The sequence below is a fragment of the Burkholderia sola genome (genome assembly GCF_905400185.1).
In the GTDB taxonomy this organism is placed as follows: Bacteria; Pseudomonadota; Gammaproteobacteria; order Burkholderiales; family Burkholderiaceae; genus Burkholderia; species Burkholderia sola.
In genome coordinates this window covers 429115-447764 of the sequence record NZ_FR989676.1, presented here as the reverse complement: position 1 = coordinate 447764, position 18650 = coordinate 429115, and the positions used below count along the sequence as shown (strand labels likewise).

Annotated in this window: 21 protein-coding genes; 14 read left to right on the top strand and 7 right to left on the bottom strand. The window is 66.6% G+C overall.

Features of this window, described 5'->3' with window-relative positions:
- Positions 1 to 79: 79 nt before the first annotated feature.
- The 10 genes from KR541_RS18490 (at position 80) to KR541_RS18445 (ending at position 9732) form a co-directional block, all read left to right on the top strand.
- On the top strand, positions 80 to 1123 hold the full coding sequence (locus tag KR541_RS18490; RefSeq protein ID WP_216089707.1) for an alpha/beta fold hydrolase: 1044 nt from the start codon (positions 80 to 82) through the stop codon (positions 1121 to 1123).
- Positions 1123 to 1665 carry a cytochrome P460 family protein gene (locus KR541_RS18485; RefSeq protein ID WP_050017257.1) on the top strand — a complete coding sequence of 181 codons (543 nt, stop codon included), beginning with the start codon at positions 1123 to 1125 and terminating at the stop codon, positions 1663 to 1665. Before KR541_RS18490 ends, KR541_RS18485 begins: the two co-directional genes overlap by 1 nt.
- A gap of 259 nt (positions 1666 to 1924) precedes the next feature.
- Entirely contained in the window at positions 1925 to 2272 is a 348-nt protein-coding gene (locus KR541_RS18480; protein WP_050017256.1) for a DUF4148 domain-containing protein, read from the top strand.
- 84 nt (positions 2273 to 2356) lie between these two features.
- Positions 2357 to 3148 carry an alpha/beta fold hydrolase gene (locus tag KR541_RS18475; protein WP_050017286.1) on the top strand — a complete coding sequence of 264 codons (792 nt, stop codon included), beginning with the start codon at positions 2357 to 2359 and terminating at the stop codon, positions 3146 to 3148.
- A 76-nt stretch (positions 3149 to 3224) separates the two neighbouring features.
- Positions 3225 to 4625 carry an amidase family protein gene (locus KR541_RS18470; RefSeq protein ID WP_050017255.1) on the top strand — a complete coding sequence of 467 codons (1401 nt, stop codon included), beginning with the start codon at positions 3225 to 3227 and terminating at the stop codon, positions 4623 to 4625.
- A 375-nt stretch (positions 4626 to 5000) separates the two neighbouring features.
- A complete protein-coding gene (locus tag KR541_RS18465; RefSeq protein ID WP_050017254.1) occupies positions 5001 to 5471 on the top strand; it encodes a rhodanese-like domain-containing protein in 471 nt (156 codons plus the stop codon).
- Positions 5472 to 5499: 28 nt separating this feature from the next.
- Positions 5500 to 6438: a serine O-acetyltransferase EpsC gene (gene epsC, locus KR541_RS18460; RefSeq protein ID WP_050017253.1), complete on the top strand. Its 939-nt coding sequence runs from the start codon at positions 5500 to 5502 to the stop codon at positions 6436 to 6438.
- Between the two features lie 8 nt (positions 6439 to 6446).
- On the top strand, positions 6447 to 6668 hold the full coding sequence (locus tag KR541_RS18455; protein ID WP_050017252.1) for a helix-turn-helix domain-containing protein: 222 nt from the start codon (positions 6447 to 6449) through the stop codon (positions 6666 to 6668).
- A 138-nt stretch (positions 6669 to 6806) separates the two neighbouring features.
- Positions 6807 to 7739 carry a family 2A encapsulin nanocompartment shell protein gene (locus tag KR541_RS18450; RefSeq protein ID WP_050017251.1) on the top strand — a complete coding sequence of 311 codons (933 nt, stop codon included), beginning with the start codon at positions 6807 to 6809 and terminating at the stop codon, positions 7737 to 7739.
- A complete protein-coding gene (locus KR541_RS18445; protein WP_050017250.1) occupies positions 7714 to 9732 on the top strand; it encodes a family 2A encapsulin nanocompartment cargo protein cysteine desulfurase in 2019 nt (672 codons plus the stop codon). Before KR541_RS18450 ends, KR541_RS18445 begins: the two co-directional genes overlap by 26 nt.
- 80 nt (positions 9733 to 9812) lie before the next feature.
- Here the strand turns inward: KR541_RS18445 and KR541_RS18440 are convergent, their stop codons facing one another.
- The 6 genes from KR541_RS18440 to KR541_RS18415 all read right to left on the bottom strand — a co-directional run bounded on the left by KR541_RS18440 (position 9813) and on the right by KR541_RS18415 (position 15324).
- Positions 9813 to 10697: an amino acid kinase family protein gene (locus KR541_RS18440; protein WP_216089706.1), complete on the bottom strand. Its 885-nt coding sequence runs from the start codon at positions 10695 to 10697 to the stop codon at positions 9813 to 9815.
- A gap of 48 nt (positions 10698 to 10745) precedes the next feature.
- Positions 10746 to 11267: a PTS sugar transporter subunit IIA gene (locus KR541_RS18435; RefSeq protein ID WP_124630872.1), complete on the bottom strand. Its 522-nt coding sequence runs from the start codon at positions 11265 to 11267 to the stop codon at positions 10746 to 10748.
- 132 nt (positions 11268 to 11399) lie between these two features.
- Positions 11400 to 11621, bottom strand: coding sequence for a hypothetical protein (locus tag KR541_RS18430; protein ID WP_124630871.1), 222 nt, complete (start codon positions 11619 to 11621; stop codon positions 11400 to 11402).
- A 546-nt stretch (positions 11622 to 12167) separates the two neighbouring features.
- Positions 12168 to 13808: a chaperonin GroEL gene (groL, locus tag KR541_RS18425; RefSeq protein WP_050017246.1), complete on the bottom strand. Its 1641-nt coding sequence runs from the start codon at positions 13806 to 13808 to the stop codon at positions 12168 to 12170.
- Between the two features lie 12 nt (positions 13809 to 13820).
- Positions 13821 to 14111, bottom strand: a complete 291-nt coding sequence (locus KR541_RS18420; protein ID WP_011694564.1) for a co-chaperone GroES — start codon at positions 14109 to 14111, stop codon at positions 13821 to 13823.
- A gap of 193 nt (positions 14112 to 14304) precedes the next feature.
- Complete coding sequence (locus KR541_RS18415) at positions 14305 to 15324, bottom strand: zinc-dependent alcohol dehydrogenase family protein (protein ID WP_089489012.1); 1020 nt, start codon at positions 15322 to 15324, stop codon at positions 14305 to 14307.
- Between the two features lie 126 nt (positions 15325 to 15450).
- Here KR541_RS18415 and KR541_RS18410 point away from each other — a divergent pair, with 126 nt between their 5' ends.
- Entirely contained in the window at positions 15451 to 16380 is a 930-nt protein-coding gene (locus tag KR541_RS18410) for a LysR family transcriptional regulator (RefSeq protein ID WP_124594171.1), read from the top strand.
- Between the two features lie 123 nt (positions 16381 to 16503).
- Here KR541_RS18410 and KR541_RS18405 read toward each other — a convergent pair whose 3' ends face one another.
- On the bottom strand, positions 16504 to 16686 hold the full coding sequence (locus KR541_RS18405; protein ID WP_244138010.1) for a hypothetical protein: 183 nt from the start codon (positions 16684 to 16686) through the stop codon (positions 16504 to 16506).
- 350 nt (positions 16687 to 17036) lie between these two features.
- Between KR541_RS18405 and KR541_RS36945 the strand changes: the two genes are divergently transcribed.
- The 3 genes from KR541_RS36945 to KR541_RS18390 all read left to right on the top strand — a co-directional run bounded on the left by KR541_RS36945 (position 17037) and on the right by KR541_RS18390 (position 18494).
- Complete coding sequence (locus KR541_RS36945) at positions 17037 to 17162, top strand: hypothetical protein (RefSeq protein ID WP_256975687.1); 126 nt, start codon at positions 17037 to 17039, stop codon at positions 17160 to 17162.
- A 311-nt stretch (positions 17163 to 17473) separates the two neighbouring features.
- On the top strand, positions 17474 to 18181 hold the full coding sequence (locus KR541_RS18395; RefSeq protein ID WP_089489015.1) for a hypothetical protein: 708 nt from the start codon (positions 17474 to 17476) through the stop codon (positions 18179 to 18181).
- A gap of 1 nt (position 18182) precedes the next feature.
- The gene (locus KR541_RS18390) at positions 18183 to 18494 is read left to right on the top strand and encodes a hypothetical protein (protein ID WP_050017241.1); all 312 of its coding nucleotides are present in this window, start codon (positions 18183 to 18185) and stop codon (positions 18492 to 18494) included.
- Positions 18495 to 18650 lie beyond the last annotated feature (156 nt).

Genomic DNA, 18650 nt, shown 5'->3' with positions numbered 1-18650 from the left:
GCCGCCGCGACCGACGACACCCGATTGCCCGCACGTGCCGCGGGCCTCTTTCTTAGCGATCGACAATGGAGAACGAGTCATGACCGATACCGTGAACACCCGCCGCCGCCTGCTCCTGGGCACCACGCTGGCAAGCCTGAGCCTGGCCGACCTCGGCTTCAGCGCGCTCGCGCATGCGCAGTCGGCGCCCGATGCATCGGCGGCGAAGCGCCCGGCCGGCGTCGCGTCGCTGGGTACGATCCACCAGATCGATGCGGGCGTGCTCAACGTCGGTTATGCGGATCTCGGCCCGAAGCAAGGCCCGGTCGTATTCCTGCTGCACGGCTGGCCGTACGACATCTACAGCTACGCGGACGTCGCGCCGCTGCTCGTCGCGGCCGGCTATCGCGTGATCGTGCCGTATCTGCGCGGCTACGGCTCGACGACGTTCCGCTCGGCCGACACGGTGCGCAACGGCCAGCAGGCGGTGACGGCCGTCGACATCGTCGCGCTGATGGATGCGCTGAAGATCGACCACGCGATATTCGGCGGCTACGACTGGGGCGCGCGCACGGCTGACGTCATCGCGGCGCTGTGGCCGCAGCGCGTGAAGGCGCTGGTGTCGGTGAGCGGCTACCTGATCGGCAGCCAGGCGGCGAATGCCAAGCCGCTGCCGCCGCAGGCCGAACTGCAGTGGTGGTATCAGTTCTACTTCTCGACCGAGCGCGGCGAACTCGGCTACGCGCAGAACCGCGACGCGTTCAACAAGCTGATCTGGCAACTCGCGTCGCCGAAGTGGCAGTTCTCCGACGAGACCTACGCGCGCTCGGCCGCATCGTTTCAGAATCCCGATCACGTGGCCGTCGTGATCCACAACTATCGCTGGCGTCTCGGGCTCGCGCAGGGCGAAGCGAAATACGACGACATCGAGCGGCGTCTCGCGGCCGGGCCTTCGATCGCCGTGCCGACGATCACGATGGAAGGCGACGCGAACGGCGCGCCGCATCCGGCCCCGGCCGCGTACGCGAAGAAGTTCACCGGCAAGTACCAGCACCGGACCATTACCGGCGGCATCGGCCATAACCTGCCGCAGGAAGCGCCGCAGGCCTTCGCCGATGCGATCCTGCAAGTGGAGCATCTGTGATGCGGGCCCGCGTGGGGGGATGGCGGCGCGGCGCGCGCCGCGCGTTCGTCGCGGGCGTGCTGCTGGCCGGCGCGTGGTCGGCGAGCGGCCCGGCCGCGTTCGCGGAACAGTCGAAGCCGGCCGCGGCCGCATCGCCGATTTACGGCGTGACGATTCCGCCCGGCTACCGGAAGTGGGAAATGGTCGCGCCGGCCGAAGAGGCCGCACCGCTCGACGAGTTGCGCGTGGTGCTCGGCAATCCGGTTGCGATGCGTGCGCTCGAAAAAGCGACGCTGCCGTTCCCGGACGGCACGATCCTCGTGAAGCTCGCGTACAAGCGCAAGCAGTCCGACGAGTTCGCGCCCGCGACGGTGCCCGGCCAGGCGACGACCGTGCAGGTCATGGTGAAGGACTCGCGTCGCTATGCGGCGACGGGCGGCTGGGGGTTCGGGCGCTTCATCAACGGCGTGCCGGCCGATATCGGCCAGCATCAGACGTGCTTTGCGTGCCATCAGGCGCGGGTCAAGAACCACGATTACGTGTTCACGCGGCTCGCACCGTGACGTGACGCGTGAGCGTGAAGCGGATGGAAAGGCGTGCCCGGCGAGGCACGCCTTTTTTCGTGGTGCGTTGCGTGGCCGGTGTGTATCGCACTGTATCTGCGGCCGTTCCTGAAAAACTGGCATGCAGAAAGCCCGGTTCCGGAAACATGCCGGATACGTGCGCGGGTTCTACTGTCGACATGCAGCAAACGTTCGGTGCCAGGCGTTCGCACCGGATGCCCAGTGCTCGACACCTCAACTTCGTTCAAGGAGAACCTTCATGAAAGCCGCTCGAATCCTCGCCGTTGCCGTCCTCGCCGCCGCCCCCGCGCTGTCGTTCGCCGATACCGGCCACAGCCTCACGCGTGCTGAAGTGCGCGCCGACCTCATCCGTCTCGAGAAGGCCGGCTACAACCCGGCCGGCAGCGAAGCGCACTATCCGGACGACATCGCCGCCGCGGAGAACGCCGTCGCGGCTGCCGAGCAGGTCGCGCGTTCCGACCAGAATGGCCCGTCGAAGTCGCAAGGCGACAACGTGGCCGATGCGTCGACGCCGGCCGGCCATCGCGGTGCCGCGCCGTCGCGCGCCGCACGCTACGCCGCCGACGACCTGTACGCGCATTCGTGATCGGGCGCCGCGCTTGCCGCATGCACGCGCGGCTGCTCGGGCAGCACTTTATTTCAACGACACGATAAGGAAGGGAGCATGACGATGGCCGGTTTGATGAAACGCGTTCTGGTATCCGCCGCGATGATCGGCGGACTGTTCGGTGCGGTCGCGGCGCAGGCCGCGCCGAAGGAAGACCTGAAGGGCACCAACGTCGTGCTCGTGCACGGCGCATTTGCCGACGGGTCGAGCTGGAACCGCGTGATTCCGCTGCTCGAGGCGCGCGGGCTGCACGTGGTGTCGGTGCAGAACCCGCTGAGCTCGCTTGCCGACGACGCGGCCGCGACGAAGCGTACGATCGACGAACAGAAGGGGCCGGTCGTGCTGGTCGGCCACTCGTGGGCGGGCGTCGTGATTAGCGACGCGGGCAACGACGACAAGGTGAAGTCGCTCGTGTACGTCGCGGCGTTCGCGCCGGACAACGGCCAGTCGATCGCCGACGTCACGCAGGGGCTGCCGGCGCCGGCATGGGCTGGCGAACTGCGCAAGGACGCCGGCGGTTTCGCGCGGCTGTCGGACAAGGCGATCGCACAGGATTTCGCGCCGGATCTGCCGCCCGCGCAGCAGCGCATCGTTGCCGCGACCCAGGGGCCGTGGTATAGCGGGTGCATCTCGGAGAAGGTCGCGCAAGCCGCATGGCATGCGAAGCCGTCGACGTTCGTCGTCGCGACGCACGACCGGATGATCGATCCGACGCTGCAGGAAGCGATGGCGAAGCGGATCGGCGCGACGGTCGCGCGCGTGAACGCGAGCCACGTCGCGATGCTGAGCCAGCCGAAGGCCGTGGCCGACGCGATCATCGCCGCCGCCGAGCGCGCGAAGCAGGATACGCAGTGAGCGAATGCGGCGCCGCGCTTTCGTGACGAAGCGCGGCGCCGCGCGTGATTGTGATGTCTTTTCAGCAGGAGAAGTCATGACCGAACTCTGGCAACTGCCGGCGACCGAACTCGCGAAACGCGTGCGGCAGCGTGACGTGTCCGCGCGCGAAGTGGCGGACGCCGTGCTCGATCGTCTCGATGCGGTGAATCCGGCGATCAACGCGGTGGTCGAACACCGCCCCGACGACGTGCGGCGACAGGCCGACGAAGTCGATCGCGCGATCGCGCGCGGCGACGATCCGGGGCCGCTCGCGGGCGTACCCGTCACCGTGAAGATCAACGTCGATCAGGCCGGCTTTGCGACGACCAACGGCACGCGCCTGCAGGAAAACCTGATCGCGCCGGCCGACAGCCCGGTGGTCGCCAACATCCGCAAGGCCGGCGGAGTGCTGCTCGGCCGCACCAATTCGCCGACGTTCGCACTGCGCTGGTTCACGTCGAATCGCGTGCATGGTCATACGCGCAATCCGCGCAATGCGTCGCTGACGCCGGGCGGATCGAGCGGCGGCGCGGCGGCGGCCGTCGCAGCCGGGATCGGACCGCTCGCGGTCGGCACCGACATCGGCGGCTCGGTGCGCTACCCGGCCTATGCGTGCGGCGTGCATGGAATCCGGCCGTCGCTCGGTCGCGTGCCGGCATTCAATGCGTCGTCGCCCGAGCGGGCGATCGGCGCGCAACTGATGTCGGCGGCCGGGCCGATCGCGCGCACGATCGACGATCTTTCGCTTGCGCTGCGGGCGTTCTCCGCACCGGACCCGCGCGATCCGTGGCACGTCGCGGTGCCGTTCGACGGGCGTGAGGTGCCGAGGCGCGCGGCGCTGTGCGTGCGTCCGCGCGGCCTGGAGGTCGTGCCCGAAGTCGAGACCGCGTTGCGCGATGCCGCGCGCCGGCTCGTCGATGCCGGCTGGACCGTCGACGAGATCGACGATACGCCGCCGATGCGCGAGGCCGCGCTGCTGCAGGAACAGCTGTGGCTCGGCGATGGCTTCGACGCGCTGGCGAACTCAGTCGAGCAGGATGGTGATCCGGGCGCGGCTGCGGTGATCGCCGCCGTGCGCGGCAAGGTGTGCGATCTGCCGGCCGACGTGATCAGCCGCGCGCTGGTCCGACGCACGACGTTGACGCGCGAGTGGCGGCTGTTTTTCGATGAATATCCGGTGTTGCTGCTGCCGGTTTCGTCGGAACTGCCGTTTCTGGACGATCTCGACCGGCAAGGGCCGGACGGGTTCGAGCGCGTATGGGAAGCGCAGCTCACGTTGCGCGCGCTGCCCGCGATGGGGCTGCCGGGGCTGGCCGTCACGACGTCGATCGTGAACGGCGTGCCGGTGGGCGTGCAGGTGGTCGCCACGCATCATCGCGAGGATCTGTGTCTGCTCGCGGGGCGCGATATCGAGGCGCGTGGCGCGCCGGTTACGGTGGTCGACCCGGTGGTGTGACGTACTGAAGAACACGTGCATCGGCGAGGCGCGGTGGCTTCGTCGGTGCATCGCGTGATCCGTTCCATTTCGGACTCCATGACGACGCGCCGCATGCCGCGCCGATCGTCTCTCTCGCTTCCTTTCAAATCCCTTCGATGCACGACATCGAACGGCCCCCGTCCTCCATTGCCATCTCGCCAGCGACCGCGCATCGATAGCGCGCGTCTGCTATTGCATTCCCCGCGGCGCTGATTAGGAAATGAATTTTTATTGGTTCTGCTTCCCCGACCGCACTCGCATAGTGGCGCTGACGGCTATAGACAGCACGCAAGCTGCAACAGCCGCATTCCCGGTGTCTTTGTTCATACGAATCTGAGAATACAAGGAAGTGTCATGACGGTTGAACTGGAAGAACGAACCGCCGCCCAGCAGGCGCTGGAAGACGCGCGCACAACGGCCGTGGCGGCCGGCACGCCCTACGCGGGCGGCGTTGCGCCGGAAGCCGCGTGGGCGTTGTTCACGGCGGGCGACGCAGTGCTGGTCGACGTGCGCACGGCCGAGGAACGGAAATTCGTCGGTTACGTGCCGGAGTCGCTGCACGTGCCGTGGGCGACCGGTACGAGCCTGACGCGCAACCCGCGCTTCGTGCGCGAACTGGAAGCGAAGACCGGCAAGGATGCGGTCGTGCTGCTGCTGTGCCGCAGCGGCAACCGCTCGGCGCAGGCGGCCGAGGCTGCCACGAAGGGTGGTTTCACGCAGGTGTTCAATGTGCTCGAAGGCTTCGAGGGCGACCTCGACGAGCGGCAGCATCGCGGCGGCCACAACGGCTGGCGCTTTCGCGGCCTGCCGTGGGCGCAGGATTGATTCACGGCCGTTACGGGGAGAAAGCAGCATGGCCGCATTCGATATCGACGACATCGTTCAATCGCTGCAGACGGTGCGCCGCGCATGGCGCGAAAAACAGCGGCGCTCGCTCGAACCGGGCGGGCGCGATTTGCCGGCGCGCGAGGCGCTCGCGCAGATCGTCGGCGCGCTGAAGGGGGTGCTGTTCCCGATGCGGCTCGGGCCCCCCGACCTGCGGCAGGAAAGCGAGAACTTCCACGTGGCTCACGCGCTCGACGCGGCGCTGAACGCGCTGCTCACGCAGGTGACGCTCGAATTGCGTTACGCGGCGCGCCAGCGTAACGCCGACGGGCCGGTAGACAACCTCGGCGAAGTCGCGTCGAAGGCCGTGCAGGCGTTCGCCGCACGCTTGCCGGAGATTCGCCGCCTGCTCGACAGCGACGTGCTCGCGGCCTTCCACGGCGATCCGGCGGCGGGCAGCGTCGACGAGGTGCTGCTGTGCTATCCGGGCATCCTCGCGATGATCCACCACCGGCTCGCGCACGAGCTGTACGGGCTCGGCCTGCCGCTGCTCGCGCGGATCATCGCCGAGCAAGCGCATGCGGAAACCGGCATCGACATCCATCCGGGCGCGCGCATCGGCGCGGGGTTCTTCATCGACCACGGCACGGGCGTCGTGATCGGCGAGACGGCGATCATCGGCGAGCGCGTGCGCGTGTATCAGGCCGTCACGCTCGGCGCGAAGCGCTTCCCGCGCGATGCGGACGGCCATCTGGAGAAAGGGCTCGCGCGCCATCCAATCGTCGAGGACGACGTGGTGATCTATGCGGGCGCAACGATTCTCGGCCGCGTGACGATCGGGCGCGGCGCGGTGATCGGCGGCAACGTGTGGCTCACGCAGGACGTGCCGGCCGGCGAAAACGTCACGCAGGCCGTGCTGCGCAGCGAAGCGAACGCCGCGCCGCGCACGGCGGCGCGCGTCGCCTAGGAGGCGCGATGAGCGACCTCATCCATCACTTCGGCGCCACCGTGCGCAAGCTGCGCGAAGCGCGCACGTGGTCGCAGGAGCAACTGGCCGAGCACGCGGGGCTGAACCGCTCGTATGTCGGCGAGATCGAGCGCGGCGAGGCGATCGCATCGATCGTCACGGCCGACAAGATCGCGCGCGCATTCGACGTGTCGATCTCGACGCTACTGCCGAGCGCGTACGTCACCTGAGGCCGCCCCCCATCGTTTTCCCCTTTCGGGTGCACGACCTGACGGCTATAGCATGTTGAGCCGGCAGGGGCGTGCTTCCGATAATCACCCAGCGTCATAAGCAATCCCGTTTTTCATCTTAAGAACCCGGAGCCACACATGTCGACCGTTGCAAGCGGCACGGCCGCGCTGAGCGATCACGCCGCCCGCCAACTAGCGAACGCTACCAAGACCGTCCCGCAGCTTTCCACGATCACGCCGCGCTGGCTGACCCATCTGCTGCAATGGGTGCCGGTCGAGGCCGGCATCTACCGCCTGAACCAGGTGAAGAACCCGGAAGCGGTGCGCGCCGCGTGCACGCAGCTCGAGGACGAAAGCGTGCTGCCGCAGACCTTCGTGCCGTACGAGGAACAGCCGCGCGAATACTTCCTGAACGCGGTGAGCACGGTGCTCGACGTGCATACGCGGATCTCCGATCTTTACAGTAGTCCTCATGACCAGATCAAGGAACAGCTGCGCCTGACGATCGAGACGATCAAGGAACTGCAGGAAAGCCAGCTGATCAACAATCCCGATTACGGGCTGCTCGCGAACGTGACCGACGAACAGCGGATCTTCCCGCTGACGGGCGCGCCGACGCCGGACGATCTCGACGAGCTGCTGACGAAGGTGTGGAAGGAGCCGGCATTCTTCCTCACGCACCCGCTCGCGATCGCCGCGTTCGGCCGTGAATGCACGCGGCGCGGCGTGCCGCCGCCGACGGTCAGCCTGTTCGGCTCGCAGTTCCTCACGTGGCGCGGCATTCCGCTGATTCCGTCGGACAAGGTGCCGGTCGCGGACGGCAAGACCAAGATCCTGCTGCTGCGCGTCGGCGACAAGCGCCAGGGCGTCGTCGGCCTGTATCAGCCGGGCGTCGCGGGCGAGCAGGGGCCGGGCCTGTCGGTGCGCTTCATGGGGATCAACAACCAGGCGATCGCGTCGTACCTGATCTCGCTGTATTGCTCGCTCGCGATCCATTCTCCGGATGCGCTGGCTGTCCTCGATGACGTCGAAATCGCCAAGTTCCATGACTATCCCGACACCTACCGTTAATCCCGGCCTGGCCGGCGGCGACGCGCACGCGTTGCCGCATGCGCCGCTGCCGGCCGGCTTGCCCGACCCGGCGACGCTCGCGCGGCTCGCGTCCGAGTTCTTCGCGACGCCGCCCGGGCAGGCCACCGCGCCCGGGCTGTCGGCCGGCAGCGGTGCGGTTGGCGGCGTGCCGTCGGCCTTGCCGGCCGCGGCGCCGATTCTCGCGGCGGTGAGCAACCCGGTGCCGGGCGGCTCGCCGCTCGCGGGCCCGGGCGGCGCGGGCACCGGCGTGCCGGGTCTTGCGTTGCCGCAAGGCAAGGTACCGGGCGCGAACCTCGCGCCGTCCGCGCCGACGCACGTGCTGTCGCTCGGCAACCGCGCACCCGCGCTCGCGCCGCATGCGGCCGCGCAGAACGGGCTGCCCGACAACGCGGTGTCGATCGCGCCCGCGCTCGAACCGCGTGTCGGCGGCGCGGCGCTCGGCGTGCCGCAGGTGAATACGCCGGCACCGGAAAGCGCGGCGAAGACGTCGCCGTACTACTTCACCGACGGTTCGCTGCAAGGCTGGCAGGCGACGCCGCAGGACATCGTCGTGCCGTCGAACGGGCTGGCGTCGCCGGAAGCGTTCGGGTTGCCGGACGACGACGCGCTGCGCGAACTGCTCGCCGTGCGTCGCGACGTGCCGGTGTCGCGTGCATCGGGCGCATCGGGCGCATCGGGCGCGGATGTGCCGCGGTATTTCATCGACGACGCGCACGCAGCCGAGCCGCAAAGCCAGCTGTATCGCGGCGCGCATCCGCCGTTCGACGTGAACGCGATCCGCCGCGATTTCCCGATCCTTCAGGAGCGCGTGAACGGCAAGCAGCTCGTCTGGTTCGACAACGCGGCGACGACGCACAAGCCGCAGGCCGTGATCGACCGCCTCGCATACTTCTACGCACACGAGAACTCGAACATCCACCGCGCGGCGCATGCACTGGCCGGCCGCGCGACGGATGCGTACGAGCATGCGCGGGAAACGGTGCAGCGCTTCATCGGCGCATCGTCGCCGGACGAGATCGTGTTCGTGCGCGGCACGACCGAGGCGATCAACCTGATCGCGAAGACGTGGGGCGTGCAGAACGTCGGCGAAGGTGACGAGATCGTCGTGTCGCATCTCGAGCATCACGCGAACATCGTGCCGTGGCAGCAGCTTGCCGCGGTCAAGGGCGCGAAGCTGCGTGTAATTCCGGTCGACGATTCGGGGCAGGTGCTGCTCGACGAATACCGGAAGCTGCTCAACGATCGCACGAAGATCGTGTCCGTCACGCAGGTGTCGAACGCGCTCGGCACGGTCGTGCCGGTGAAGGAGATCGTCGAACTCGCGCATCGCGCGGGCGCGAAGGCGCTCGTCGACGGTGCGCAGTCGATCTCGCACATGCGTGTGGACGTGCAGGCGCTCGATGCGGATTTCTTCGTGTTCTCCGGACACAAGATCTACGGGCCGACCGGGATCGGCGTCGTGTACGGCAAGCGCGCGATCCTCGACGACATGCCGCCGTGGCAAGGGGGCGGCAACATGATCGCGGACGTGACGTTCGAGCGCACGGTGTTCCAGCCGCCGCCGAACCGCTTCGAAGCCGGCACCGGCAACATCGCGGATGCGGTGGGGCTCGGCGCGGCGCTCGACTATGTGAACCGCATCGGCATCGAGAACATCGCGCGCTACGAGCACGATCTGCTTGCGTATGCAACGAGCGTGCTCGCGCCGGTGCCGGGCGTGCGGCTCGTCGGTACCGCGCGCGACAAGGCGAGCGTGCTGTCGTTCGTGCTGAAGGGCTATGAAACCGAGGAGGTCGGGCAGGCGCTGAACGAAGAGGGCATCGCGGTGCGCTCGGGGCATCACTGCGCGCAACCGATCCTGCGGCGTTTCGGGCTCGAGGCCACGGTGCGGCCGTCGCTCGCGTTCTACAACACGTGCGATGAAGTCGATGCGCTGGTGAGCGTCGTCAGGAGACTGGCGGCGCGGCGTTGATGTTTTCGTTGCGCTGACGTCGATGTTGCCCGCTTGCGGCGGCCTTTGCGGGCCGCCGCAAGCGTTTTTATGCTACCCGGTTAGAAACGCACGACCGGCTTCTGCTCGACGCTGAAGCCGTCACGCAGCACACTGGCCGAATCCGCGAAATAGCGGCGGATTTCCGACAGTAGATCGGTGTTGCCGCGCCGGCAGAACACCACGCCCGATCCTTCCTCCGTCAACAGCTCATCGATCAGCGATTCGGGTTGCCCGATATCGGCGAGATGGACGTTCTGCACGCCGTGCGCGAGCGCATCGAGCGCGTCGCGTACGCACGGCGCCGCGTCGGCGGCTGGATGTTCGGCGAGCCATTGCTCGAGTTCCGCGATGCCGTACAGACCGGCAAGCTCGCCGAGTTCGCGCAGCCATGCACTGTCGACCATCATCACCAGCGTGACGGCGCCCGTGCGTTGCGCGAACAGGCTGCCGAGCCGTTCCGGGCGCAACAGCCGGTCGTGGCCCGCGTCGTCCGGTGCGACCGGCATCACGACGGGCACCAGTCCATTGTCGAGAAACGCGTTCAACGCAGCGCTGTCGAATCGTGCGATCGCGCTTGTGCTCGCGTGGTCGGGTTCAGCGCAGGCAACCAGCAAGCCGCCGTCGTGACCGTCGACACCGATCGCCCGGGCGCCGTGGCTGCCGATCAGGCGCACCAGTTCATGATTGATGCCGGTCATGGCCGCATGCACGGTGTGGACCGATTGCGTGCCGGACGCGGTCGGGATGCTTTGGATCACGATCGGACGGATGCCGGTGAGCGCGAGCAGCGCGACATCCTGTGCGAAGGCGGAGCGCGCGTGGGCGTCGCTCGCGGCACCGCCGTCGACGATGACGACGGTCTGTCCGTGCAGCGCCTGCATGAAAGGCAGCGCGCGGGTCAGGCCGGCCACGCGTCGGGTGGGAGTATCAGGGTCTGGGAACATGGGAATCGGAAATGATGGAGGGAATGCCTGCCGTTGCACGATGTCGGGTCAAACAGTGCGTTGCATGAGCCGGTGAATCTCTTCGGGCGTTTGCGCATCGCGCGACGCCTGCCGGATCGCGCGTTCGCTGAACCATCGCGCGGCATCGGCGAGCAGTTCGAGGTGCACGCGGCCGTCCGCGTGCGGCAGCACCAGCACGATGAATTCATGCACGGGCTTGCGGTCCGGCGCGTTGAACGCGAACGGGTACCGCGCGCGAACGAACAGCGCGACGGCCGAGCCGAGCCCGTCGACGCGCGCATGCGGAATCGCGACGCCTTGCCCGAGGCCGGTCGAGCCGAGTTGCTCGCGCTTGATCAGTTCGGCGCGGATCCGGTCGGCGGATACGCCGCTGCCGCGCGCGACATGGCGCGCGATCAGGTCGAACAACTGGCTCGCGCTTTCCACGGGTACATCGAGCAGGATGTTGTCCGTCGGACAGGCGTCGGCGAGCCGGGTCGCGAACGGCGTGCTGCCGCGTCGGTGAGCGATGGGGGATTGGCCGCCGACGGCGGCCTGCTGCGTTTGCATGCGGATTGCTCCGTGTCGGGATGACAGGGAAATCCTAGACAACCTCGCGTAAAGACGGTGTCAGATACGCGGTGGGCGAGCATTAAAATTTCGTATCGAGCGCCGACGGAGCCGCGCCCGATATGGGCAACCTCAGGTGCCCGACAGTACGAACGGCAGCGTCGTCAGCACAAACACCGAAATGCCGACGACCGGCGCACCGAATGCGATTGCCGCGAACGCGGCCGCGGCGCTCGTCAGTACGAGCGTTCTCGACACCCGGCGATGCCGGTCGTGCGCCGTCGTTCGTACTTCGTGGAGGGTTTCGGTCCGCCGCCCGATCACGTGTTTCCAGAACGTCAAACCCAGCATCATTTCACGGCTCCTGTATGAAAGACGATCGCGACGGGGCATGCGATGCTGCGGAAGCGGAAGGCCCCGTGAATGAAATCAGTGATGCAAAACAACTGGCTAGAATCGGCGGATCGATGGCGCGTCGTTACGCGGCCTGTGTCGATGCACGTGCTCGAACGCATACATTGCGATGCGTGACGACCACATCGACATCGCGTTCAAGCGTGCACGGAAAGGACTACGGCGCGCATCGTCCGCCTGTCGGCAGGACGGTGACTCGGGAAGGTGACGCAGGCGTCCGGCCTGTCAGGCAGAAATGCAACTCGGAGGACGAGGACGTCGGATGCGCATGGCGCGTGCTCGGCGGTGGATGGCGGACCCATTCTAGTGAACGGATGCGCGGGCGCAAGTAAAAAGGTCGTAAAGGGGTGGGAGTCGCGCGTTACCAGCGGTTCCGCAGACGGTCGATCCTAAAGAAAAACGCGTGACGACTTCCGTCGCCACGCGTTTCCCGTGACTACATGACCGCGCGCATACCGACAAACCGGCGCGCACGCCGCCGCGTCGTCAGAAATCGAACCCCGGCCCGCCCGCGCCCGGGCCGCCGGGCGCGGCGGCCGGCGCCGCATCCTTCGGCGCTTCGAACACGGTCGCATCGGTCGTCAGCAGCAGCCCGGCCACCGACGCCGCATTCTGCAGCGCGGTGCGCGTAACCTTGGTCGGATCGAGCACGCCCGATTCGACGAGGTCGCCGTACTCGCCCGTCTGCGCGTTGTAGCCGAAGTTGCCCGCGCCTTCCGCGACCTTCGCGACGACGACGCTCGCCTCCTCGCCCGCATTCGTGACGATCTGGCGCAGCGGTTCTTCCAGCGCGCGCAGCACGATCTTGATGCCCGCGTCCTGATCGGCGTTCGCGCCCTTCAGTTCGCGAATCGCCTGCCGTACGCGGATCAGCGCGACGCCGCCGCCCGGCACGATGCCTTCCTCGACGGCCGCGCGCGTCGCGTGCAGCGCGTCGTCGACGCGATCTTTCTTCTCCTTCACCTCGATTTCGGTCGCGCCGCCGACCTTGATCACCGCCACGCCGCCCGCGAGCTTCGCGACGCGTTCCTGCAGCTTCTCGCGATCGTAGTCGGACGTCGCCTCTTCGATCTGCACGCGGATCTGCTTCACGCGCGCCTCGATGTTCTTCGCATCGCCCGCGCCGTCGATCACCGTGGTGTTTTCCTTGCCGACTTCGATGCGCTTCGCCTGGCCGAGTTCGGCGAGTGTGGCTTTTTCGAGCGTCAGGCCCGTTTCCTCGGCGATCACCTGGCCGCCGGTGAGGATCGCGATGTCCTCGAGCAGCGCCTTGCGGCGATCGCCGAAGCCCGGCGCCTTGACCGCCACCGTCTTCAGGATCCCGCGGATGTTGTTCACGACGAGCGTCGCGAGCGCTTCGCCTTCGACGTCTTCCGCGATGATCAGCAGCGGCCGGCCCGACTTCGCGACCTGTTCGAGCACCGGCAGCAGATCGCGGATGTTCGAAATCTTCTTGTCGTGCAGCAGGATGTACGGGTTTTCGATCTCGGCGATCTGCTTGTCGGGATTGTTGATGAAGTACGGCGACAGGTAGCCGCGATCGAACTGCAGCCCCTCGACGACATCGAGCTCGTCCGCGAGCGACTTGCCGTCCTCGACGGTGATCACGCCTTCCTTGCCGACGCGGTCGATCGCCTCGGCGATACGCTGGCCGATCGATTCCTCGCCGTTCGCGGAGATCGTCGCGACCTGCGCGATTTCCTTGCTCGTGGTGGTCGGCTTGCTGATCTTCTTCAATTCGTCGACGGCCGACGCGACGGCCTTGTCGATGCCGCGCTTCAGGTCGAGCGGATTGAGCCCGGCCGCGACGTACTTCTGGCCTTCACGGACGATCGCCTGCGCGAGCACGGTAGCCGTCGTCGTGCCGTCGCCGGCCGCGTCGCTGGTGCGCGACGCGACTTCCTTCACGAGCTGCGCGCCGATGTTCTGCAGCTTGTCCGCGAGTTCGATTTCCTTCGCGACCGACACGCCGTCCTTCGTGACGACGGGCGCGCCGAAGCTGCGTTCGAGCACGACGTTGCGGCCCTTCGGCCCGAGCGTGACCTTGACCGCGTTCGCGAGAATGTTCACGCCTTCGGTCAACTTCGATCGTGCGATGTCGCTGAAAATGATTTCCTTGGCTGCCATGATTGCGCTCCGTTATTGATTGACGACCGCGACGATGTCTTCTTCGCGCAGCACGAGAAACTCGTTGCCGTCCACCTTGACGGCTTGCCCCGCGTACTTGCCGAACAGCACGCGCTCGCCGACCTGCAGGTCGGGCACGATGCGCTGGCCGTCGGTATCCTTGCGGCCGGGGCCGACGGCGATCACTTCGCCCTGGTCGGGTTTCTCGGCGGCGCTATCGGGAATCACGATGCCCGATGCGGTGGTGGTTTCCTGGTCGAGTCGCTTCACGATCACGCGGTCGTGCAAGGGGCGTAGGCTCATCTTTTCGTCCTGTGCTGTTCTGTCGAAATTGGCTGGCACTCTTTAACAGAGAGTGCTGACGAGTATAAAAACGCGCGGCGGTGCGATCCAATAACGGATTCGGAAAAGCATTTGCGCGAATGCGCTTTGGACGGGAAGACGGGGAACGGAGAGGGAGGAGGCGGAAGAAGGCGGCGTCTGCCGCCTTCAGGCGTCACGATGCGACGCGAACCACGACCTTGCCGAAGTGCTGCCCCGATTGCAGGTATGCATACGCTTGCGGCGCCTCGTCGAAGCCGAACACGCGATCGACCACCGGCTTGATCCGTTTCGCGTCGACGAGCCGCACGACGTCGTCGAGCATCGCGCGGCTGCCGACCATGAAGCCGTGCAGACGCCGGAAGCCGCCGATCAGCGGCAGCAGCCCGAGTTCGGGCCCGTCGAAGCTGCTGAGCCCGCCGATCACCGACACGATGCCGCCTGTTTTCGTCGCGGCGAGCGAGCGCGGCAGCGTATCGCGTCCGCCGACTTCGACGACGAGATCCGCGCCCGCACCGCCGGTGAGGCGCAATACTTCGTGTTGCCATTCGGGCGTCGTCCGGTAGTTGATCGTTGCGTCCGCACCGAGTGCACGAGCGCGTTCGAGCTTCGCGTCGCTCGACGACGTGACGATCGTGCGCAACCCGGCGGCCTGCGCGAGCTGTAGCGCGATGATCGATACGCCACCCGTGCCGAGCAGCACGACGGTCGCGCCCGGCGACAGTCCGCCGTCGACGAACAGCGCGTTCCACGCGGTGACGCCCGCGCACGACAGCGTCGCGGCTTCGTCGTAGTCGAGATGCGCGGGGATCGCGACCAGCGCGGCCTCGTCGGACACGAAGCGTTCGGCGAGCACGCCGTCGAATTGCGCACCGGGCGAACCCGACACTTTGTGCGGTGTCGGCGGCCCGTCGATCCACCGCGGGAAGTACGTATTGATCACGCGGTCGCCCGGCTTGAAGCGCGTGACGTCGCGGCCCGTCTCGACCACTTCTCCGGCGCCGTCGGCGACCGGGATCAGCGCGTCGGTGCCGATACCGAGATAGTCGCCGCGCGCGAACATCAGGTCGCGATAGTTCAGCGCGGCCGAATGGATCCTGACGACGACGCCGGTCGGCCCGACCGCGCGCGGTGTCGCGTCGATGCGCCGGAGCCCGGCAATGCCGTCGCCCGGTTTGATTTGCCATGCATGCATGTCGACTCCTTTTCGAGATAGTCAGGACTATCATAGTGTTGCGCAGGTGGACGCATTGGCGAGAATTCGGCCGACGATTGTCGCCAGCACGGACACAACCTTGTCATCGCACCGGAGCGGAGCGGCATGGATGAACGGCTGAGAGGCGTCGCCGAATTTGTCGACGTGGTGGAATCGGGCAGCTTCGCGGCGGCGGCGCTGCGCCTCGGCATGACGCGCTCGGCCGTCGCGAAAATCGTCGCTCGGCTCGAACTGCGTCTCGGCGCGCGGCTGCTGCAGCGCACGACGCGCCAGCTCGGCCTGACCGACGAAGGGCTCGTCTATTACGAGCAATGCCGGCGGCTGCTGGCCGAACTCGGCGAAACGGAGGCCGCGCTCGACGCGGGGCGTCGCGAGCCGGCCGGGCGCGTGCGCGTCAGCGTGCCGGTGCTGTTCGGGCGGCAGTGCGTGGCGCCCGTGGTGCGGCGTCTCGTCGAGCGCCACCCGCGGCTCGAAATCGACATGTCGTTCAGCGACCGCGTGGCCGACCTCGTCAACGACGGCTTCGACCTGGCGGTGCGCATCGGGGAGTTGGCCGATACGAACGCGCTGGTCGGCCGCAAGCTGGGCGTGCAGCGCATGGGCATCTGCGCATCGCCCGCGTATCTCGCGCGTCACGGCCGGCCGTCGGGGCTCGACGAACTCGCGTCGCACGTCGGCATCGCGTATTCGCGCGGTGGACAACCGACGCCATGGCGGGTCATCGGCGCGGACGGCGCGGTGCACGACCATCGCGCGGCCGGCCGGCTGCGGTTCGACGACCTGCAGGCGATCGCCGATGCGGCTGCCGCCGGCGCGGGCCTTGCGTGGCTGCCGTGTTGGCTGATGGCGCCGTACGTGCGCGACGGCCGCCTCGCGCTCGTGATGGACAGCGACAGCGTGTCGGGCGCCGAAGTGTTCGCGGTGCGACCGGCGGCGCGTCACGTGCCGTCGAAGGTGCGCGTGGTCGTCGATGCGCTGGTCGACGAGATTCCGAACATGCTGGCGTCGGACGACGCGAACGGCGAGCGCGGATGACGGCGAGCGGTTCTCCGATGACGACGTGACAATCTGGTTGGATGCGTGTCGCACTTTCGTGCGTCTCGCATAGTCAGCCTCAACCCAGTGAGGAAAAACCGGTAAGCCGCTTTTTTCGGGCGACTAGCGCTTGCGTCGTCGCGGATCGATACCGTTTTGTTCGAGCAGCTTGCGCAGCCGCGAGTTTTCGATCCACAGTGAAGCGAACGCGGTCACCGTCATCAGAAGCGGAAACCATTCGCCTGTCGCGCTGATGATCGCCCAGCCTGCGGCCGTGACGATCAGTGCCGTGACGATGAGAAGCAATCGGTCTGCAAGCCAATTCATTGCGCACCCCGAATCGCAGTGTTCGCCTTCAGGCCGAGATAGCTGTGCGGGCGCGGCGCGAGCACTTTCTCGGGATAAGTCGCGCAATTCTTACATGTCCCTTTCCAAAAATTGACCGGCAACTCTAGCAGGTTGTCGAGCAGATCGATCGAGTTTAGATCGGGTGATTGCGCCGGCGATATCCCGCCCATGGTGCCGGGTAGCGCTGACGCTGGCATGCCGATCGGTCGCGGTAACCTTCGCGATTGCCGCGATCGGTGTAGTTTTGCAGCTCTTGTTGGCCGTCTCGAGACTTTTTCTAACGTTTCCACGCCAAGGATGGCGAGGGTATGGAGCGCATTGGTGCGCTACGGCGACGCGTCGCGTGTGTCGGCGCTGTTTTCCTGATACCACCCGCCACCGCGTTGATCGCGCTCGTCGTGGTCAGCGAGACGAGCGGCGGGCTCGCGTGGTGAGGCATGGCGCTCGCGGCCGCCGGTCTGTATCGGGTGATGCGGTATTGAGCGCACGACAGGGACTACCTGGGGCAGGTAACAGAATTTAAAGATTTCCGACGCTGGGAGCACATACGTGCACACATCCGGAATGCGAGCGTCTGCGCGGCGCCAAACAGCGAGCCGCTGCGCCTCGGCGGCATGTCTCGGGGAAACAATGCGAGCCGTCAGTCCCGACGCGCGCAGGTTTTTGCGTGTTCCATGAAAACCGCGAGCTTGTGACATCGTGTTGCGAAAAGTAGATTCGCCCGACGGTAACGCCGGGGTTTCGAATGGCTTCAATCGCAATCGAATTGGGTTCGGGAAAGCGCGCGACACTGACGCGCGCGGGACGTGGAACGTTGTTGGCCAGTCAGCGCGCCGCAATCTCCGAACTGATGCTGCACTGGCCGAAGTATGCAGGCCTGACGACGAATGCGGTGATGTACGTGCGGCAATTGGGCCTTGGTACCGTTCGTGGTGCACCGCTCGATGTGCTCAGGTCCGCCATCGAGGATGGGCGGGTCGTCGTCGAGATTGAGCGCGTGGCGGTGAATGGCGGCGCTTCGGGTGGTCGGCGGTCCCTGCCCCCTTTCCCTCGTGGGAACCGGTTCGGTAGAGTGGCACCCATGGCGTTGCGGTCTGCGGACACGCCAATCCCGAGTTGGGCACGGCCAAGCGATGTATCGGCTGATGAGTTGATACGATACCTGGAGAGCATCATAGCTGGCACAGGCAGTGGTATTGCCGGCATCGCGCCCGTACGGGTTGATAGTGCGCTGCTCAGCGACGCGACACCGTTCTCGCTCGACGACTCACCGTGGGGCGACGCTATGACCACGGCGGCTGTCGACGCGTTTCAAGAGGAACAGTGTTTCGCACGATACGAAATCGACATGGAAATGTGTGCGGCCGCTGGCGCGATGTATAAAGACCCCAGAACCTACGCATTGTGCAGGCAACGTGCTTTCGAAAAATTTCAGACCTGTAGAGGACGGTGACATGAGCAAACCGAGACGCGCCACCATCGTGTTTTACGACGAGGAGACCGAACAGGTTACGCTGTGCACGGTGTTTCGCCGCGACGTGCAGGCCGTCCTTGACCGCGAAATGAATGCAGGTGTCGCCATCACGATTCCGCCGCATGCAGAACCGAATGACGGGTGCCCGATTACCGATGAGGACGCGCGGCGATTGGGCGGCATGGCGCTGCTGATGCAGGCGGGTGTACATCCGGAATTGCGCGAACGGCTCAAGTTCGCAGAGTCGGGTTCCATCGACTGGTCCCCCGTTCAGCGCCCGGACACCGACTGAGAATTGGGGTGGGGCGCCTGCATCATGCCGTCGTGATGGTCTACGACGAGAAGAAGGGCGGACGTCCCCGTAAAAGGCGCGGTGCCGGACAAACGTGCGCCGCAATCGCGATTCGCCCGAAGCTGATGCGACGTGATTCAACCTGACGCGGCGAAT

Coding starts and splice junctions, on each gene's coding strand:
- groL (WP_050017246.1), bottom strand. CDS start 13,808: ATGGCAGCCAAGGAAATCATTTTCAGCGACATCGCACGATCGAAGTTG.
- KR541_RS18480 (WP_050017256.1), top strand. CDS start 1,925: ATGAAAGCCGCTCGAATCCTCGCCGTTGCCGTCCTCGCCGCCGCCCCC.
- KR541_RS18455 (WP_050017252.1), top strand. CDS start 6,447: ATGAGCGACCTCATCCATCACTTCGGCGCCACCGTGCGCAAGCTGCGC.
- KR541_RS18410 (WP_124594171.1), top strand. CDS start 15,451: ATGGATGAACGGCTGAGAGGCGTCGCCGAATTTGTCGACGTGGTGGAA.
- KR541_RS18445 (WP_050017250.1), top strand. CDS start 7,714: ATGACTATCCCGACACCTACCGTTAATCCCGGCCTGGCCGGCGGCGAC.
- KR541_RS18450 (WP_050017251.1), top strand. CDS start 6,807: ATGTCGACCGTTGCAAGCGGCACGGCCGCGCTGAGCGATCACGCCGCC.
- KR541_RS18490 (WP_216089707.1), top strand. CDS start 80: ATGACCGATACCGTGAACACCCGCCGCCGCCTGCTCCTGGGCACCACG.
- KR541_RS36945 (WP_256975687.1), top strand. CDS start 17,037: ATGGAGCGCATTGGTGCGCTACGGCGACGCGTCGCGTGTGTCGGCGCT.
- KR541_RS18440 (WP_216089706.1), bottom strand. CDS start 10,697: ATGTTCCCAGACCCTGATACTCCCACCCGACGCGTGGCCGGCCTGACC.
- KR541_RS18395 (WP_089489015.1), top strand. CDS start 17,474: ATGGCTTCAATCGCAATCGAATTGGGTTCGGGAAAGCGCGCGACACTG.
- KR541_RS18435 (WP_124630872.1), bottom strand. CDS start 11,267: ATGCAAACGCAGCAGGCCGCCGTCGGCGGCCAATCCCCCATCGCTCAC.
- KR541_RS18465 (WP_050017254.1), top strand. CDS start 5,001: ATGACGGTTGAACTGGAAGAACGAACCGCCGCCCAGCAGGCGCTGGAA.
- KR541_RS18430 (WP_124630871.1), bottom strand. CDS start 11,621: ATGATGCTGGGTTTGACGTTCTGGAAACACGTGATCGGGCGGCGGACC.
- KR541_RS18390 (WP_050017241.1), top strand. CDS start 18,183: ATGAGCAAACCGAGACGCGCCACCATCGTGTTTTACGACGAGGAGACC.
- KR541_RS18475 (WP_050017286.1), top strand. CDS start 2,357: ATGGCCGGTTTGATGAAACGCGTTCTGGTATCCGCCGCGATGATCGGC.
- KR541_RS18415 (WP_089489012.1), bottom strand. CDS start 15,324: ATGCATGCATGGCAAATCAAACCGGGCGACGGCATTGCCGGGCTCCGG.
- epsC (WP_050017253.1), top strand. CDS start 5,500: ATGGCCGCATTCGATATCGACGACATCGTTCAATCGCTGCAGACGGTG.
- KR541_RS18485 (WP_050017257.1), top strand. CDS start 1,123: ATGCGGGCCCGCGTGGGGGGATGGCGGCGCGGCGCGCGCCGCGCGTTC.
- KR541_RS18470 (WP_050017255.1), top strand. CDS start 3,225: ATGACCGAACTCTGGCAACTGCCGGCGACCGAACTCGCGAAACGCGTG.
- KR541_RS18420 (WP_011694564.1), bottom strand. CDS start 14,111: ATGAGCCTACGCCCCTTGCACGACCGCGTGATCGTGAAGCGACTCGAC.